The following is a 16345-nucleotide window of genomic DNA, read 5'->3' as shown; positions in this document are numbered from 1 at the left end:
CTAAGTTATTTTTAACCAGAAGGTGAACTATTATTTATACAGCGTTGTTGATTATAATTCAATGCAGGAATAGTGTTAGCTTACATAAAATTTCATCCTGTATTGTTAGATATTGTAATATTGACACTTTATTTCCTTTAAAGTAATTTTAATGAAGATCAGGTAATGGAGTTAGCGATAGCTTCATTATGTAATTTTACAGAGATTAATAAAAAATATCTTAAAATGATAAAGTAATAGTGCTCATGATATAAGGTTTTATAAGGAGGTATTTTGTACCTGGCAGGGATGATTATAACAGTTTTTTTATTGCTTTATTTGCAACCCATCTGGATTGTTAGCCTTTTGGGTATGTATGCTGTTCTCTATAAATTTTTTTTGCCAGCAAGGATAAAGAGAAATAAAGTTTGTTCCTGTTTGCAGTTCAGTTTAATGATTGCCTTTGTTGTCGTTTTTTGGGTTAAATATGGCTGGGGAGCAGGCGTTTTTTCTGTTGTTTGTATGATGTTTACTGAAATTATAATTTTTGATGACCAGAATAATGAAAAAGTTATTAATGAGTGCGTAGTGGCACAGCTTAACCCGCAGGATAAGAAAAGGTGGTATGGACTGGATTACATACAAATATCACAAACAGGGAAAAGTTGTTTTTCTGGAAATGAACGTGTTATGGTTGGGTCTGATATTAACTATGGCACTATACCAAATGTATTAGAATGCGAAGGCGAAAGAGAAATAAATTACGAAGAATGGGCCTTTTCTTTTATCGTTAAGATAGTATGTTCAATTCCCGGAGGAGAATATATTTGTCCTCCAGAAGCGATAAAAAAAACTTATGCCGATCATGCTCAGTGTCTACTGATAGCCTACGGAAGGAAAAATAAAAAACAAATTGGCCTGGGATATAAAAATATCTATATTTCTTTTCCATCTGACGTGCTGGAAGCTATTGCCGTGGTAGAAAACACATGCAGAGATCAACGCTGGTATACATTAGCTTTTGTTTTAGCAAAAGAAAATAATAATATTGAAATAAGTTTTCGACATGTCAATAAAAAGGAAAATATTTATCAATTAGCCGTTCATTTGTCTGATGTATGGGATATCAGGATAACTGAGAAATATATCAATTACAATTGATCGTAAATGATTTTTATCCGTTTTCTGACATGTTATTCTTAATTTTACTGCTTCGTCAAAAAATGCTTCGATTGAATTAAGGCAGCAAAAAGCCCGCTCAGGTTTCCCTGAGCGGGCTTCTCTAAATTTGGCTCCTCTGACTGGACTCGAACCAGTGACATACGGATTAACAGTCCGCCGTTCTACCGACTGAACTACAGAGGAATCGGTTAAGTGGCGCGAATATTACCGTTAGCTTACCGGGCTGTCAACATTAAAAAACGGCTATTATTCAGCCGGGTAGCTTATGCCGCTCACGCCTGCGGCATATTTTCCGGCAGCGGTGCGGCCAGCGGTTGCAGGCGCGCCAGCGGATCCTGGCGATAAAAGCGCGTCATACGCTGGTAAAAACCAGGGAAGCGCTGCGCCAGCAGATCGGGGGCGCTGAAAAAGTACTCTGACAGAACCGCGAAACACTCCGCCGGATCGGTTGCGGCGTAGGCATCAATCGAGGCGGCGTTTTCTCCCACCAGATCCACTTCCTCCTGAATCGCCTCCATCGTAGCGTGTAAATCCTGCTCCCAGCCAGCCACCTCTCGCAGCGGAATCGCCGGAACGCCGTTAGTGTAGCCGCTGCCGCGCGCGTCCAGCTTGTGGGCAACCTCATGCACAATCAGGTTGAATCCACTGAGATCGAATGAGTCCTGAATATCCAGCCAGTTAAGAATAACCGGTCCTTGCTGCCAGCTCTGACCCGACTGTACGCTGCGATCGCTGTGCACCAGACCATCCTCATCCTGCCAGCTATCCTCAGCGACAAAAGGTGCCGGGTAAATCAGCACCTCATGAAAACCGTCCAGCCATTCCAGCCCCAGCTTTAATACCGGCAGGCAGAACAGCAGGGCGATGCGCGCATGATGTAAAGCTTCCAGCCGTAGATTGGAAAGCGATACCAGCCGTTTCTGATGTAAAAAACGCTGCGCCAGCTGCACCAGTGCCTGCTCCTCATCGGGCTGAAGTGACGCAAAGATAGGCGCTGATAGCGCCTCTTGCCAGGGGAGCGGCGCTGGTTCAGCTTTTTCTTTCCACGGCCATTTAATCATCGCAAAACTCGCTCGGCGAAAAGTGAATAATTGCGTACCATGCCGCAGCCTGACCTGTCACGCAATCGCTGAATCAGCTAAAACGGGGGAAGGTCACAGCCTTTTATCAGACGCGGCGAAATTCGATCACCCATACCCAGGGATTGACTTCCCAGCTGGTGCCGCCGTACTGTTTTTCCCAGGCTTTGCGATAGGCTTCTTTTGGTGCAATAGATTCGCTGTTCATCGTGAAAAAGTGATTCAGGAAATGCGAATCGGTCTGTACCCCTTCCGCCATCACGTCATCATCGCTGATATCCTGAATGCGTTCCGCACGCACGCCGGTGATCAGTAAATCGATGCGGCTGGCCCAGCGCGGCATATGAATGCCAGTTTGCCAGCCAAAGGTTTCGCTTTCTTCATCGTGCTGGTGGCTCAGATCGCGACTGTCGGCGCGGTACTGACAATATTTCGGCTGGCGGAAACTGGCAGGCGTGCGCTCGTAGTCCTGAATTTCTGCCGGAGGAACGATAGGGCCGCGCCAGGTTTCGCGCACCCACAGCCGATCGCCCGGCTGACCATACGGGCACTGATAGCTCAGATCTTCCATGCTCATCATTTTTTTGCCGTGCAGGTAGTTACTGGTTACGTCAACAGCGTAGCAACCTTCATGATTATCCTGTCCTGGACCAAAAGGCTGTGACTTCATAATTCGCCGGGTTTGGGTTTGCTGGCCAGCCAACAGGGCGCGCACGCGTTGTTCAGAGAACAGAATTGGCCTTTCTTTCATCATATACCTCATTTTTCTTTTTTCTTAAGTACCCGGTAACATTTATGGGAAACAGGCAATAAGATAAATCCTAACATTACTCATGATAAAAGGGGGCAATCATTTCAATAATTATTCATGAGAACATATTATGAAAATGATCTGGCTACCCCCTGAAATGCAGCGATTTATCCGGACGCAGTAAGCATTATCTTTAACGATAAATGAAATCCGCGTCTCATCGCTTTATTGTATATTCTTACAGTGGCTTAATGCATCGTAAAGCATAAAAGCCCCTTTCAGGATAATAAGTTTGACTTAAGTCATGAGCCTATCAATATGGCACATACTGGTCTGACATGCAGTACGCCTGTTGTCTGATTTATCGTTACTTCATTACCATTTCTTATATTTTTTCAGATTTAACCTTACTGCTGAAAGACTAAGCTTGTTTCAATATTGTTGTTTTTTTGTAATGTAATGGCTATATCTTGATTTGGATCGCATTTTTGACTGCCTGACTACAGGGATTACAATGGCGTTCAGCTTCACTCAACTGCCATAAAACGGCGCTATATCCGCACGGGAAGCCGCTTTCCCGGCTCGCATACTGTCCTGCCGCGTTGTAACCTGCTTACGCTAATAATAAGGAGAAGACGATGTCCCTTACGCACTGGCAATCCCGCTTTGAAACCTGGCTACACGCCAGCTGGTCGCAGGATGACAAAGCGCACGACATTGCGCATTTGCGTCGCGTCTGGAAAACGGCACAGCAAATTATGCAGGGCACCGAAGCCGATCCGTTGGTCGTGGTTGCCGCCTGCTATTTTCACGATGTGGTTAACCTGCCCAAAAACCATCCGCAGCGGCATCTCGCTTCAACGCAGGCGGCGGCGGAAACACGACGTATCCTGAGCGAGGCATTTAGCGATTTTCCGGCTGAGCTGCATGATGCGGTAGCTCATGCGGTACAGGCACACAGCTTTAGCGCCGCCATCAAGCCGGAAACGCTGGAGGCTCGCATTGTGCAGGATGCAGACCGGCTGGAATCACTGGGAGCGATTGGTCTGGCGCGGGTGTTTTACACTTCCGGCGTGCTGGGAAGAGCGCTGTTCGACAGCGAGGATCCGTTAGGGCGTGCTCGTCCGCTGGATGACAAACTCTGGACGCTCGATCACTTCCAACAAAAGCTGCTGCGCCTGCCGGATACTATGCAGACCGCAGAAGGGAAGCGGCTGGCACAGCATAATGTTGCTTTTCTGGTGACCTATATGGCCAAGCTCTGTGCAGAGCTACAGGGTGACATGGTTTCTCTCGATGAATCGGTACTGCGTGATTTCATGCCTGTATCAGGCGAATATTAAATTTTTGTGACAGTCTGTTAAATTTACTCCCGTTCCGCCAGGATGAGCCAAACAATCAGGAGAAACGGTATGAGTGAAACGGTTAGCTTAACGATCAAAATTGATCCCGCATTAAAAGAAACGTTAAAAACGCTGGCGCTGGAAAAGCAGCTTTCGCTGAGTGAGGAAGTAAGCCAGCGTTTGCAGACCAGCCTGTTAAATCAGCCTCACCCGGCAATCGACAGCTCACACACGGCAGAGTTGGCAACCCTGGAGGAGGAAACGCAGGAAGAACCGACGCCTCAGCTTACCAGCAGCGAACTCAAACAGCTCCGCACGCTGCTGAAGAAAGGCAAAAAGAAAAAATAGCCTACATAAACCGGCGCGCTTTATGAAAGGTGCAGCGCCAGTTGCCTCCTCTTTTTTAAGGCGAGGGCGCTTTACTGCGTCAGCGCCTTATTCACTTCTGCCTGACCACCCACAAACCCTGTACCTGTGTTCTTCTGTGTATTCAGGTTTGCCCAGTTTTATCCAGGACGGGCTGACGCTGATTATTTCAGCGCGACGGGACGCAGAACGCATAAGCAGCAAAGCGGAATGCTATCTGATAGAGCGCTGGGTCAAACTGGTGATACACTTGCCGCACTTTTTACCAAAACAGCAAAGTTATGAGCGAATTTGATGAAGTGGCGCTACGGCTGGCGCAACAGGCGCAGGCAGATGCGCAGCAGAAGCGGCTGGAAGATCAGGCATTGTTGCAAAAGGTGCTGGACGTTTACGATCGGAAAAGCGTTGCGGCCTGTTTGCGTCAGCTTAATCAGCATGAATGGACGCGCGAATCGCTGGGCCGCTGGCTGGCGGGAAAGGGAAGCCAGCGATCGCTAACCGCCGCAGAAGTGGCACTGTTGCGTCAGATGCTGCCCGCGCCGCCGACGCATCATCCTGATTACGCTTTTCGCTTTATCGATTTGTTTGCCGGTATCGGCGGAATTCGTAGCGGTTTTGAAGCTATCGGCGGTCAGTGCGTATTCACCAGCGAATGGAATAAACATGCGGTGCGTACCTATAAAGCGAACTGGTACTGTGACGAGCAGCAGCATCGCTTTAATCAGGATATTCGTGACGTCACCCTAAGCCAGCATGCTGATATTGATGAGCAAACGGCGTGGCGGCATATTGATGAAAGCATCCCGGATCATGATGTACTGCTGGCGGGCTTTCCCTGTCAGCCCTTTTCGCTGGCAGGCGTCTCCAAGAAAAATGCGCTTGGACGCGCTCACGGTTTTGCCTGCGAGGCGCAGGGCACGCTGTTTTTCGACGTCGCGCGCATTATCGCCGCGAAAAAAACGGCCATCTTCGTGCTGGAAAATGTCAAAAACCTGAAAAGTCATGATAAAGGCAATACCTTTCGCATTATTATGCAGACGCTGGATGAGCTGGGCTACGAGATAGCGGATGCTGATGCCACCGGGCCAGATCCGAAAATCATCGACGGTCAGCATTTTCTGCCGCAGCATCGCGAACGTATCGTGCTGGTGGGGTTCCGACGCGATTTACACCTGAAACCGGGCTTTACCCTGCGCGATATCTCACGCTTCTGGCCGCAGCGGCGGCGCACGCTGGCGGAGCTGCTGGAGCCGCAGGTTGATGAGAAATATATTCTGACGCCGACGCTGTGGAAATATCTCTATAACTATGCGCGTAAGCATCAGGCGAAGGGTAACGGCTTCGGCTATGGCCTGTTCGATCCGGCCAGCGCACATGGCGTGGTGCGCACGCTGTCGGCGCGTTACTACAAAGATGGTTCGGAAATTTTGATCGATCGCGGCTGGGATCGCGCTCTGGGCGAGAAGGATTTTAATCATCCAGAAAATCAGCTGCGTCGTCCCCGGCGGCTGACGCCGCGTGAATGCGCCCGGCTGATGGGGTTCGAAACGCCGGAAGGGAAAAGGTTCCGCATTCCGGTTTCCGATACTCAGGCCTATCGTCAGTTCGGCAACTCGGTGATCGTGCCGGTCTTTGCCGCTGTCGCGCAGCTGCTACAGCCGTGGATTGCCGAGGCGGTCAGTAAGCGATAGTGCACAGGCCACAGCAAAATGCTGGCTTTAGCCTGGCAGTTAAGAAGGTGCGCTTGTAAATTATTACAACAGGCGCACCGGTAATTTGCTGCTTTTCCCTTCTGGCGCATACACTGTTAGCAGGTGAAAAGGAGAAATTGCTATGGCTGATGTGCATTCCGCCGCGGTGCGCAGTAAAAATATGCGCGCCATCCGCACGCGTGATACCGCCATCGAGCAGCGTCTGGGCGAGCTGTTAACCGATCGCGGATTTCACTATCGGGTTCAGGATAAAAACCTGGCGGGGCGGCCCGATTTTGTTCTGGAAGAACAGCGGGCGATTATTTTCGTACATGGATGCTTCTGGCATCACCACCACTGTTATCTGTTCAAAGTACCCGCTACCCGTACCGCCTTCTGGATGGGGAAAATCGGCAGCAATGTAGAGCGCGATCGCCGCCACGTTGCCCAGCTAACACAGCAGCAATGGAAAGTGCTGGTGGTGTGGGAATGCGCACTGCGCGGTAAGCTGAGGCTGGATGATGAGGCAATTATCAGCCGTCTGGAGGAGTGGTTGCTCGCCAGCGACAGTAATGCTGCCATCGATCATCAGGGCATGCATCCGCTCACGCTACCGGCGGAATAGCTGGAGCCGCGCCCGCCAGCAGAAGCTGAAGAGGCGCAGCTTATAGCGCTTCGCTTAGTCTGACTCTTTACGGGGCGCGGTGACGGAGGAGCGCGCCGGGAACAGGGTTTTCCCCAGCGTTACCAGCACTACGGCGAAAATAATGATAGCCAGCGCCAGCCATTCGCGAGGCGTCAGCATCTCGTCGCCAAAAGAAGTACCCAGCAGCACTGCCACAACCGGATTCACGTAGGCGTAGCTGGTTGCTACCGCAGGCGTGACGTTACGGATCAGATACATATAGGCGTTAATGGCGATAATTGAGCCAAACAGCATCAGATAGCCCAGCGAAAGAAAACCCTGCAAATCGGGCAGTGCGGTGAGGCGTTCACCGCTCAGCACGCTGGCTAGCAGCAGCGCCACGCCCGCCACCAACATTTCAATCGCGCCCGCCATCGCACCGGTCGGCAGGGTAATGCGCGAGCCGAGAACCGAACCGAACGCCCAGCTCAGCGCCGCCGTCAGCACCAGCAGCGCGCCCTGTGGATTGCCCGCCAGATGGCCACCGCTGTTCAGCAGAATGATGCCTGCCAGACCTACCAGAATACCCAGCCACTCAATTTTGCGTGTGCGGATACCGAACAGTCGGCTAAAGCACATAGCGAATAACGGCACCGTCGCTACCATCACCGCCGCCAGGCCTGATGGAACCTGTTGATGTTCAGCCAGCGTAACCAGGCCGTTACCTACCGCCAGCAGCAGCAGACCAATCAGACCTGCGTTAATCGTCGCCCGAAGCGTCGGCAGCGGCTGGCCGCGCCAGCGCAGAAAGATAAACAGGATCAGCCCGGCAAGCAGAAAGCGCAGGCCCGCGAGCAGCAGCGGCGGCCAGCTCTCCACGCCAAGACGAATAACAAAATAGGTTGAGCCCCAGACGATATACAAGGTAAACAGCGCCAGAGAAAGCGGCAGCAGCGAGGAGGTGGAGCGAGACATTTTTTCAATCCGATGATAATCAAAGGCTTTAATCTGCCACGAAAGCAGAAAAATTACCTGATTTTTTCCGGTTACCACAATGCGATCTGGCGCAGAGTTTGCCAAACCAGACCATAATTGGTTAGATCGCTGTTTTAGCCTGATGACTCTGGGGGGCGGGATGTCCAGTATTAAGCTGACGGTAAGGCGGCTGTATAAGTTGCAGGGTGAGCGCATGGTCAATACGCACGCGACGGCGCGGATTTATGTCGGCGAAACCCTGATAGCAACGGAAGAGATCACCGGCATGACCGAAAGTTCGGTGAGTAAATATTTACACCACCACGCCGGTAAGGGGCCGGTGCGCGTTGAGTGGGACTGTGAGGGCATCGCGGATATGGCGGTCAGCGAAATTGAAGTATGCCCCTGCTGTCAGCACGATGAACCATAAAATAAGGAAACTAACTTGGCTGGAAGTAGCTTACTGACACTGCTTGATGATATCGCCACGCTGCTGGATGACATCTCCGTAATGGGAAAAATTGCAGCGAAAAAGACCGCAGGAATGCTGGGAGACGATCTGTCGCTGAATGCGCAGCAGGTTACCGGCGTCAAGGCGAACCGTGAATTGCCGGTGGTCTGGGGTGTCGCTAAAGGCTCATTCCTCAATAAGCTGATTCTGGTGCCGCTGGCGCTGGTTATCAGCACCTTCGCTCCCTGGGCGATTACGCCGCTGTTAATGATCGGTGGTGCCTACCTCTGCTATGAGGGAGTGGAGAAGGTGATGCACAGCCTGCATCGCGATAAAAATGCTGAATCGCCTGAGGCACGCCAGGCGCGTCTGAAAAAGTTAATTGAGCAGGACCCGGTTGGCTACGAGAAAAAGAAAATCAAAGGGGCGGTGCGCACCGACTTTATTCTCTCGGCGGAGATTGTCACCATCACGTTAGGGGTGGTTTCCGCCGCCTCGCTGCTGGATCAGATCCTGGTGCTGGCTGGTATTGCCATTGTGGTTACCATCGGCGTTTACGGCATCGTGGCCGCCATCGTAAAGCTGGACGATCTTGGTTACTGGCTGAGCGAAAAAAAGGCAGCGGCTGCGCAGGCTATCGGTAAAACGCTGGTGGCGGCAGCGCCCTGGTTAATGAAAATATTGACGGTTGTCGGCACGCTGGCGATGTTTCTGGTGGGCGGCGGTATTATTGTGCATGGCGTCCCCCTGCTGCATCATGCTATTGCTCACTATAGCGAAGGTTTAAGCGGCCTGGTCACGATACTTCTGGAGAACGGCGCGAATCTGGTGGTGGGCTTTATTATTGGTGCGATCGTGCTATTGGTGGTTAATCTGATTGCCAGACTGCGTGCTTAAGGTATAAAGAGCGGCGCTATTTCACTAACGGGAGCAGGCCATGAATGACGATATGTTTGAATTTGACATCGATGCACAGCTGGAAGCGGCTGAAGCTAACGCGGTAAAAAAAGCCAGCGAAGTGCCTGACGAGCTGGATGATGAAGCGGATTGCGAAGGCTGTAAAATTTAGTTGCCTGCATTAATGCCCGCTTCGCGCTTTTTCAGCGTATAGCCGGATTAAGCAATAGCCATAAAACGGACGCATGTCCGTTTTTTTTCGTCTTTTTTCAGCCACCTGCGGTTCAAACTCAGGCGTAATTTTTATCTGCTTTGTTTATATTCCGTGATTTTCACTGGCTATTGCGCGTTACGTCCAGCTTTTTAACTGCCTTAGAGGAAAATTTAAAAACGGCCTGCTATACATAGTGGATACTTTTTTTACCTTAGCTTAACAAAGGAGGCCGCAAGTGTTTATCAACGTTAGTGATGAAGTGAAACATAAAGAGAATGGTCAGACGATGATCGTGACTGGTATCGCCAGTGGTATGATCGAGTGTCGCTGGTATGACGGTTACAGCGTAAGACGCGAAGCGTTTCATCGGGATGAGCTGTCTCTTATCCATTCGTCCAGCCAGCTTGCCAGCTAAGCCTCGTCAGCTCGTCCGCCAGGCTTGACTGGCGGATAGCTGTTTTGTACATTTGGTTCATTATTTCCTTTTTTTGCGTGTAAAGCGCGCCTTGAATGAACCAGGTGAACCATGTCAGAAGAAAATCATCGTCATGCTTTTTCCGCCAGGCTTATTGAAGCCTGCAATCGTAAAGGTCTTGAGGCGCACGGACGCGGCGTGCTGCTGGCGCGGGCGCTCTCTGTGACGCCGCGTGCGGTAGGCAAATGGCTGAACGGTGAAGCCCTGCCGCGTGATGGTAAAATCCAGGCGCTGGCTGACTATCTTGATGTCAGCCGCGAATGGTTACAGCTTGGTACCAGCACGCTGGATAATAACGTGGGTGCCGTAGCGCAGGCGGGTACTTTCCACTGCTATCCATTAATCAGCTGGGTCAGCGCCGGGCGCTGGAGCGAAGCGGTTGAACCCTGGTCACGCGCCGAGATCGATCGCTGGCCCGCCACTACGCGCCATGTCAGCGAAGGCAGCTTCTGGCTGGAGGTAAAAGGAGATTCCATGACTTCGCCCGTGGGCCTGAGTATCCCGGAAGGTATGATGATCCTTGTCGATCCCGATATCCCTGCCACATCAGGTAAACTGGTGGTTGCCCGCCTGGTCAATGCCAATGAAGCCACCTTTAAACGCTATATCGAAGATGGCGAGCGTAAATACCTTAAACCGCTGAATCCTGAGTATAAAATGCAGGAAATTCACGATGATTGCCGCATTATTGGCGTGGTGGTAGAAGCAAAATGGGAGAATCTGGCATAAGCGCTAACATTAGCAATATGAACGAATAGTGCTTGCCGTTAATGTACTTTTAGTTCATTATTAGTTCATCCTTTAACCGTCAGGAGAAAAGGGATGGAGATGATAATGAACGGCGTCGTATTGCTGTTGGGTATGGCAAAAGGTTGTCTTAACCGGCTAACGCTACAGGAATGGGGCTATCTGCTGGGCGTGGCTTTTACTCTGTTGCGGGGGATATTGATCTGGTATGACAATCGTACCGAGCAGCGCCGTCGCACCGCCATTTTTGAGCGCTACGCCGGAGAGCTGGCGCAGCACGGTGTTCGCCGGGCGTGGAACAAGCTGCGCAGACTGGAAGCAAAATCGTCGCCATCCGATCGTGCTAAAAAATAGCGGGATGCGGTCAGGTTGCCGTCTCGTCACGCAGGCGAACATCAGCCTGGGTCCGGTGTTACCGAAACAGCGCCGCTATTCCTCTGACGGATAGCTTTTTCCGCAGACGATAAGTGAAAAACAGTGACTACACTGTAGTTATCATGGCTTAAACCGGGAGTGCTCAGGCGTGTTGATTAATTCTTTGTTTCGCCGCCTGAGATCGGAACGGCATCCACATGCTATTGTTCACCTCTGCTTTATCCTGGTTTTGTTTTTCTCTACCTTTCTGACCTGGCGTGAAGTGTTGGTGCTGAAAGAAACCTATGAAACGGAACGACAGATTAAACTTTCTGCCGTGGCCGATCGGCTGGAGCGTCAATTTCAGTTTAGCCTTGATAGCCTGCTGTTTTACCGTCGTATGTTGCAATATGCGCTGGCCAACCCGCGGGATACAAATGACAGCCGGTACGCTATACGCTTGTTCAATGAGCTGCGCTTGCAGCCGAGCTGGAGTCTGAACGTGAACACGCAGCGCAATATGCCGCTGAACGGCGTTTCCGATCTGTGGCTGCGTTCTTTAGCGCTGCTCGATCGCAGCAATGGCTATCGGCTCCAGAATGAGCTTCGCGCTGCACTGGAATTCAGCTTTATACTGCAATTTACTGAACCTGAAAAAGATTTCGAACAACGTCTGTGGTATCTGTCACGAGCTGGTTTTTTTATCAGTTCTGTTCCTCCCGTCGATAGCCAGCAGATATTGTCCAGTTATTACACCATGATCCATCGTGCCTATTTCACCGATATGATGCCTGAGCGTAACCCAACCCGTCGGCTGCGCTGGACCGCCTCTTATCCTGACAGCCTTAATGGGGGCGTGGTGGTTACAGTTAGCGTGCCGGTTGATGATGATAACTACTGGTACGGCGTGCTGGCGATGGATTTTGCCAGCGACAAGATTTATACCTACTTACGGCAGGCAATACCTGTCGGCGGGCAGGATACCGTGCTGTTATTAGATCGCGCGAGGAAACCACTGGCCGCCTCCGGCAGTATTCCCTTGCGGGACGCAGAGGCGCTCTTTGATGCGGCGGAGCGCGAGCAGCTGCGTCAGCAGATGGCGCAGGGTAGCAGGGGGCAGTTACGCATTGGCAGTCGTTTTGTCAGCTGGACGCGCATGCATAATTTTGATGGCCTTCTGCTTAGCGTACAGTCCCTGAAGGAAGGTATTCAGGGCGAAACCGGGCGCGTTACGCTGGTTCTGCTGATCATCTGGCTGTTTTTTACCTTAATGCTGCTGCTTGCCTGGCTAACCGTTGAACGCCTGGTAGATAAGCTGTTGAAGCTACAGCGCAATCTTTATCAGCGCGCCAGCTATGATCCACTGACGCAGCTGTTAAATCGGGGAACCTTTTTTGAGCAGGCAAATCCTCTCTGTGCGCTGTGTGAGCTTCACCAGCAGCCGTTGGCTTTAATACAGCTGGATATCGATCATTTTAAACAGGTAAATGATACCTGGGGGCATCATATTGGCGATCGGGCGTTGCAGCATACGGCCACGGTGATCCTGTCACAGCTGCGAGCCAGCGATCTGTGTGGGCGCATCGGTGGGGAAGAGTTTTGTATCGTGCTACCCGAAACCGATGGGCAAGAGGCGAGTAAAGTAGCGGAACGGATACGTAGCACGCTGGCTGCCGCAAAGCTGGAAATTGATGAGAAACATTCTCTACTTATTACCGCTTCGTTTGGCGTGGTTAGCAGTCAGGAGCAGGGAAGCTGGGATATTGAGAAACTACAGCCGGTTGCTGACCGTCGGCTCTATATGGCGAAGCAGCGTGGCCGTAATCAAATCTGCTGGCTGGATTAAGTGTGCCCGCAATACGTATACGCTAGCTCTTTTTATTTTGTTGAAATAAAATGCATTGCTATTACTTTTTTATGATGTTCAATTTGTTTGATTGAACGGAATTAATCTAAGGAATGTTAAGGTAAGTAGCATGAACGCAATGAAAAAAATGGCTATATCAAATATTTTTGGCTTATGTCATGCCATATTATTTGCACACTTATCTTCTCTTAAAGTAATGCATAATGCCAGCCCTCAACATTTCTATGATGTACTGCTTAGTATCGTTTCTTTTTTTGGCTTCAAATATATAGCAATACTCATTATGAATTTTTTCTTTGAAGATAAAGTTTAAAATTATTTCTTATATTTTATATGGATAACCTTATACCGTTGCCATGCGGACGCTGGCGCGTCCGCAGAGCGAATTAAACTTTCCCCTGATTATCTTCTTCCACCGCCTGGTAAATGCGCTGCAAAATATCCGGGAAGGCAGATTGCACGCGGCTCCAGCTGGGAATAAACGGTTTATCGTTAGGCCGTTCCATAAAAGATTGCCCGGCGTCGAGAATCGCCTGGGTAAACATCTCTACCGCCGCTTCTTCACTGTGCTGATCGAAATGCAGTCCGTTCATGCTGGCTTCATGACTGTAGATTTCCATCATATCCAGCGCGTTACGGTAGTAGGTGGCCTTCAGTACGCGGAAAGAGTCGCTGGTCAGATTGACGCCCATCGTGGCCAATTTACGCAGCAGGGACTGAACTATATCATTGCTCATGCGGCGCAGGCCGCCGGTGCCATCCTCTTCGGAGAGCGGCTGGTGCTTGTGATCGTAGTTATGCGCAATTTCCACCTGGCAGCTCTGGCGCGTAGTGTAGTTGCGGTAAATCTCAGACAGTACGCCGATCTCCAGCCCCCAGTCGCCGGGGATTTTGATATTGTTCAGCACATGTGTACGCATGGCAAACTCGCCGGAAAGCGGATAGCGGAAGCTGATGAGATAATCGAGATAGTCGGAATGTCCATACACCTGCTGTAATGAGCGCAGCAGCGGCCCCACCAGCAGACGCCCCACGCGCCCGTTCAGCTTATTATTCGCCACGCGCGCATAAAAACCCTTACAGAACTCATACTGAAATGCCGGATTTGCCAGCGGGTAGAGCAGGCGCGCCAGCATACCGCGCTCATAGGTGACGATATCGCAATCGTGCAGCGCCACGCAGCTGCAGCGATCGGAGGCGAGCGTATAGCCGGTACAGAACCAGACGTTACGCCCTTTACCCGGCTGGCTGGGTGATAAACCCTCTTTATCCAGCTCGGCGTCCAGCGCCTTCAGGCGCGGGCCATCGTTCCACAGGATGCGGTGACGCTGCGGCAGGCGTGAGAAAAATTCACGGGCAAAAAGAAACTGATCGCGATCGGCGCGATCGAGGCCAATGACAATCTCCTCCAGGTAGGGCACTTTCGCCAGCTCCTCGACGATATGATCGAGAGCCGGGCCTTCCAGTTCGGAAAACAGCGAAGGCAAAATCAATCCCATTTTACGTTTATGTGCGAACTGCACCATTTCGCTTTCCAGCGCCTCGGTTGAGCGCCCGGTCAGGTTATGAAAATTGGTAATTACGCCGTTCTGGAAAAAATCACTCATATCTGGCTCCACATACGTCAATCGGGCGCAAGGGCCGCGATGAGATCATTCCTGCGAGATAAAATAGTCGAGGCCTTCACACCAGCCGGTGGGGCCATATTCCATCGTCTGATAAACATGACGCTCATCCTGTCGCGTCAGCGCTACCGGGCTTTTGCTGTATCCCTTGATCACTACGGCATAATCGACGCTGTCCAGCATCGGCGCATCGTTAGGGCCGTCGCCAAGTCCAACGGTAATGAAACGCTTTCCTCCTGAAGTGGTCATGTTTTGTAGCAGCCAGCGCAGCGCCGCGTCTTTGCCGCTGCCTTTGGGCATGACGTGCCAGAACCGTCCACCCTCTACCAGCATCAGCGCCTCCTGTTCCAGCGCCTGACGAAAACGCACCAGCTGCTCGTCACTGTCGCGCCATACCAGCGGCTCCGATGCCTCGCGCATCCGTGCCAGCGCAACGCTTGCGGGCGGCAACCCGGTAATATCCGCCAGCTCTTTTTCAGTAAAATCCACAAAGCCGGTAAAACGAAAATGGTGCTGTTGTTGCAGGCGGCGCAGGCAGTGGCAAATCTCATCGTAGTTTTTACCGGCGTGGTAACGCACCATCTCGCCTTTGGCGTTATCAATCTGCACCAGCGCGCCGTTCTCGGCGATAAAGGGCGCACCGGAAAAGCCGAGCCGCTGTTGCAGCGGGATAATTTCCGCAGAGGTTTTACTGGTACAGATCACTAACGGTATCTGCGCTTCGCGCAGGCGGGCCAGCCAGCTCTCCGCCGGTTGCCAGCTATAGGTATGGTGATCCAGCAGGGAACCATCGAGGTCGGTGACGATCATTAAGGGATCTTGCAAATTCGGCATGGCAAAGTCCTCGTGGTAACGGCGTCCGCTACGATAAATACTGATGCCTAAGTATAACGAGAGTTGTTAACTATGCCGGGGTGGAGGTGACAGGGAAGTTAACTTCCTGCTCAGAATATTCTGGAATTAAAGCGCAAAAAAGCGGGTTGATAATAATCAGGTGCGGTATTTAAAGAAGGCTAACCTGTCGATTTTAAAGATTTAACCCAAACTGGAGCGAAACGGCAGCATTTGTAACCATCAGAAACCAGGATTTTTCCTGGGTGGCAATAATTGTATTCTGGAGCGGTAAAGGAGTTTCCTGGTGTAACGAATTTTTTTGACAATGCTGTCTTCCCGACCCGGTTCAGGGTCGGGATTTTTTTGCCTGCGGAATGGGTAAGCTACTTTATTTCGCTTATCCAGCAATCACGAATATCCAGCTCAAAACGCTGTGCCAGCTCAGGTGAGACGGCATTAAGCAATCTCGCATGCTGTTCCTGCTCCCATTCGCTGTAGCTATCCATTTTACTGAATGCCTCGGTATGATCAGAAGAGGAAGGGGTGGGCATAGCAGCGTTGCCGGGAAAGAGGTAATCGTTCATCGCCATCTCCTGAAACCAGGCAGAAAGCAAAAGTATAGTTGAGTTGTACAAAAATACAGCAACAGCGATCGCGAAAAGGGTGAAATAAGAAATCCCCTAAAAAGGCCCGCGTTAAGCGGGCAAAATCCTTGTTACTTTTAGGTTGACTGCGCCTGTGGGGGTTGGTGCAGTGGCAGGAAGTGTAAGCAATCGCCGTGTAAGAAGTCTCGTTGCAGTACGTTAAGGAAACGCAAATAACACAGACAAAAGGCGTTGCTCTTAGCCTGCAACAGGCAGCAGCCAGAATGGCACACGGGAAGTATCGTC

20 protein-coding genes and 1 tRNA gene are annotated in these 16345 nt (G+C 50.9%); 14 read left to right on the top strand and 7 right to left on the bottom strand.

The window, feature by feature from the left end; translation table 11 throughout:
- Positions 1-273 precede the first annotated feature (273 nt).
- Positions 274-1140: a hypothetical protein gene (locus C7M51_RS09000; protein ID WP_160621482.1), complete on the top strand. Its 867-nt coding sequence runs from the start codon at positions 274-276 to the stop codon at positions 1138-1140.
- A 128-nt stretch (positions 1141-1268) separates the two neighbouring features.
- Here C7M51_RS09000 and C7M51_RS08995 read toward each other — a convergent pair.
- The 3 genes from C7M51_RS08995 to C7M51_RS08985 all read right to left on the bottom strand — a co-directional run bounded on the left by C7M51_RS08995 (position 1269) and on the right by C7M51_RS08985 (position 2991).
- Positions 1269-1344, bottom strand: a tRNA-Asn gene (locus C7M51_RS08995).
- A gap of 89 nt (positions 1345-1433) precedes the next feature.
- Positions 1434-2222 (bottom strand): DgsA anti-repressor MtfA, encoded by a 789-nt coding sequence (gene mtfA / locus C7M51_RS08990; RefSeq protein WP_160621481.1) that lies wholly within the window; start codon positions 2220-2222, stop codon positions 1434-1436.
- A 106-nt stretch (positions 2223-2328) separates the two neighbouring features.
- Positions 2329-2991, bottom strand: a complete 663-nt coding sequence (locus C7M51_RS08985; protein WP_160623608.1) for an ASCH domain-containing protein — start codon at positions 2989-2991, stop codon at positions 2329-2331.
- Positions 2992-3629: 638 nt separating this feature from the next.
- On the opposite strand from C7M51_RS08985, the gene C7M51_RS08980 reads away from it, so the two are divergent.
- The 5 genes from C7M51_RS08980 (at position 3630) to C7M51_RS08960 (ending at position 7016) form a co-directional block, all read left to right on the top strand.
- Positions 3630-4334 (top strand): phosphohydrolase, encoded by a 705-nt coding sequence (locus C7M51_RS08980; protein WP_160621480.1) that lies wholly within the window; start codon positions 3630-3632, stop codon positions 4332-4334.
- 69 nt (positions 4335-4403) lie between these two features.
- Entirely contained in the window at positions 4404-4682 is a 279-nt protein-coding gene (locus tag C7M51_RS08975; protein ID WP_160621479.1) for a hypothetical protein, read from the top strand.
- Positions 4683-4704: 22 nt separating this feature from the next.
- Complete coding sequence (locus C7M51_RS08970; protein WP_160621478.1) at positions 4705-4995, top strand: hypothetical protein; 291 nt, start codon at positions 4705-4707, stop codon at positions 4993-4995.
- On the top strand, positions 4982-6391 hold the full coding sequence (locus tag C7M51_RS08965) for a DNA cytosine methyltransferase (protein ID WP_160621477.1): 1410 nt from the start codon (positions 4982-4984) through the stop codon (positions 6389-6391). Before C7M51_RS08970 ends, C7M51_RS08965 begins: the two co-directional genes overlap by 14 nt.
- Before the next feature lie 142 nt (positions 6392-6533).
- Positions 6534-7016 (top strand): very short patch repair endonuclease, encoded by a 483-nt coding sequence (locus C7M51_RS08960; RefSeq protein ID WP_160621476.1) that lies wholly within the window; start codon positions 6534-6536, stop codon positions 7014-7016.
- Positions 7017-7070: 54 nt separating this feature from the next.
- On the opposite strand, the gene yedA is transcribed toward C7M51_RS08960, so the two are convergent.
- Complete coding sequence (gene yedA, locus C7M51_RS08955) at positions 7071-7991, bottom strand: drug/metabolite exporter YedA (RefSeq protein ID WP_160621475.1); 921 nt, start codon at positions 7989-7991, stop codon at positions 7071-7073.
- Positions 7992-8151: 160 nt separating this feature from the next.
- On the opposite strand from yedA, the gene C7M51_RS08950 reads away from it, so the two are divergent.
- From C7M51_RS08950 to C7M51_RS08920, 8 genes are all read left to right on the top strand, one after another.
- The gene (locus C7M51_RS08950) at positions 8152-8421 is read left to right on the top strand and encodes a hypothetical protein (RefSeq protein ID WP_160621474.1); all 270 of its coding nucleotides are present in this window, start codon (positions 8152-8154) and stop codon (positions 8419-8421) included.
- 15 nt (positions 8422-8436) lie between these two features.
- Entirely contained in the window at positions 8437-9339 is a 903-nt protein-coding gene (locus C7M51_RS08945; protein WP_160621473.1) for a DUF808 family protein, read from the top strand.
- Positions 9340-9379: 40 nt separating this feature from the next.
- Complete coding sequence (locus C7M51_RS22610) at positions 9380-9511, top strand: hypothetical protein (RefSeq protein WP_280115543.1); 132 nt, start codon at positions 9380-9382, stop codon at positions 9509-9511.
- 277 nt (positions 9512-9788) lie between these two features.
- Positions 9789-9968, top strand: a complete 180-nt coding sequence (locus C7M51_RS08940) for a YodC family protein (protein WP_160621472.1) — start codon at positions 9789-9791, stop codon at positions 9966-9968.
- A 111-nt stretch (positions 9969-10079) separates the two neighbouring features.
- Positions 10080-10757, top strand: a complete 678-nt coding sequence (locus C7M51_RS08935; RefSeq protein ID WP_160250065.1) for a LexA family protein — start codon at positions 10080-10082, stop codon at positions 10755-10757.
- 93 nt (positions 10758-10850) lie between these two features.
- Entirely contained in the window at positions 10851-11129 is a 279-nt protein-coding gene (locus C7M51_RS08930; RefSeq protein WP_160621471.1) for a hypothetical protein, read from the top strand.
- Positions 11130-11298: 169 nt separating this feature from the next.
- A complete protein-coding gene (gene dgcQ, locus C7M51_RS08925) occupies positions 11299-12975 on the top strand; it encodes a cellulose biosynthesis regulator diguanylate cyclase DgcQ (RefSeq protein WP_160621470.1) in 1677 nt (558 codons plus the stop codon).
- 130 nt (positions 12976-13105) lie between these two features.
- Entirely contained in the window at positions 13106-13309 is a 204-nt protein-coding gene (locus tag C7M51_RS08920) for a hypothetical protein (RefSeq protein ID WP_160621469.1), read from the top strand.
- A gap of 73 nt (positions 13310-13382) precedes the next feature.
- Here the strand turns inward: C7M51_RS08920 and C7M51_RS08915 are convergent, their stop codons facing one another.
- The 3 genes from C7M51_RS08915 to C7M51_RS08905 form a co-directional block, all read right to left on the bottom strand.
- A complete protein-coding gene (locus C7M51_RS08915; protein ID WP_160621468.1) occupies positions 13383-14603 on the bottom strand; it encodes a glycosyltransferase family protein in 1221 nt (406 codons plus the stop codon).
- Positions 14604-14648: 45 nt separating this feature from the next.
- Complete coding sequence (locus C7M51_RS08910) at positions 14649-15455, bottom strand: mannosyl-3-phosphoglycerate phosphatase-related protein (protein ID WP_160621467.1); 807 nt, start codon at positions 15453-15455, stop codon at positions 14649-14651.
- 383 nt (positions 15456-15838) lie between these two features.
- Positions 15839-16039, bottom strand: a complete 201-nt coding sequence (locus C7M51_RS08905) for a DUF2525 domain-containing protein (RefSeq protein ID WP_160621466.1) — start codon at positions 16037-16039, stop codon at positions 15839-15841.
- Positions 16040-16345 lie beyond the last annotated feature (306 nt).

The organism is Mixta intestinalis, from assembly GCF_009914055.1.
Taxonomy (GTDB): Bacteria; Pseudomonadota; Gammaproteobacteria; order Enterobacterales; family Enterobacteriaceae; genus Mixta; species Mixta intestinalis.
Note: the sequence above shows the minus strand (reverse complement) of the source record. Positions and strands in the feature narration are given on the sequence as shown.

Bases quoted from the DNA above. Each gene is read 5' to 3' on its own strand.
- C7M51_RS08980 (WP_160621480.1), top strand. From the start codon at position 3,630: ATGTCCCTTACGCACTGGCAATCCCGCTTTGAAACCTGGCTACACGCC.
- C7M51_RS08950 (WP_160621474.1), top strand. From the start codon at position 8,152: ATGTCCAGTATTAAGCTGACGGTAAGGCGGCTGTATAAGTTGCAGGGT.
- C7M51_RS08905 (WP_160621466.1), bottom strand. From the start codon at position 16,039: ATGAACGATTACCTCTTTCCCGGCAACGCTGCTATGCCCACCCCTTCC.
- C7M51_RS08975 (WP_160621479.1), top strand. From the start codon at position 4,404: ATGAGTGAAACGGTTAGCTTAACGATCAAAATTGATCCCGCATTAAAA.
- mtfA (WP_160621481.1), bottom strand. From the start codon at position 2,222: ATGATTAAATGGCCGTGGAAAGAAAAAGCTGAACCAGCGCCGCTCCCC.
- C7M51_RS08920 (WP_160621469.1), top strand. From the start codon at position 13,106: ATGAACGCAATGAAAAAAATGGCTATATCAAATATTTTTGGCTTATGT.
- C7M51_RS08915 (WP_160621468.1), bottom strand. From the start codon at position 14,603: ATGAGTGATTTTTTCCAGAACGGCGTAATTACCAATTTTCATAACCTG.
- C7M51_RS08960 (WP_160621476.1), top strand. From the start codon at position 6,534: ATGGCTGATGTGCATTCCGCCGCGGTGCGCAGTAAAAATATGCGCGCC.
- C7M51_RS08965 (WP_160621477.1), top strand. From the start codon at position 4,982: ATGAGCGAATTTGATGAAGTGGCGCTACGGCTGGCGCAACAGGCGCAG.
- C7M51_RS08970 (WP_160621478.1), top strand. From the start codon at position 4,705: ATGAAAGGTGCAGCGCCAGTTGCCTCCTCTTTTTTAAGGCGAGGGCGC.
- yedA (WP_160621475.1), bottom strand. From the start codon at position 7,991: ATGTCTCGCTCCACCTCCTCGCTGCTGCCGCTTTCTCTGGCGCTGTTT.
- C7M51_RS08930 (WP_160621471.1), top strand. From the start codon at position 10,851: ATGGAGATGATAATGAACGGCGTCGTATTGCTGTTGGGTATGGCAAAA.
- C7M51_RS22610 (WP_280115543.1), top strand. From the start codon at position 9,380: ATGAATGACGATATGTTTGAATTTGACATCGATGCACAGCTGGAAGCG.
- C7M51_RS08935 (WP_160250065.1), top strand. From the start codon at position 10,080: ATGTCAGAAGAAAATCATCGTCATGCTTTTTCCGCCAGGCTTATTGAA.
- C7M51_RS08985 (WP_160623608.1), bottom strand. From the start codon at position 2,991: ATGAAAGAAAGGCCAATTCTGTTCTCTGAACAACGCGTGCGCGCCCTG.
- C7M51_RS08910 (WP_160621467.1), bottom strand. From the start codon at position 15,455: ATGCCGAATTTGCAAGATCCCTTAATGATCGTCACCGACCTCGATGGT.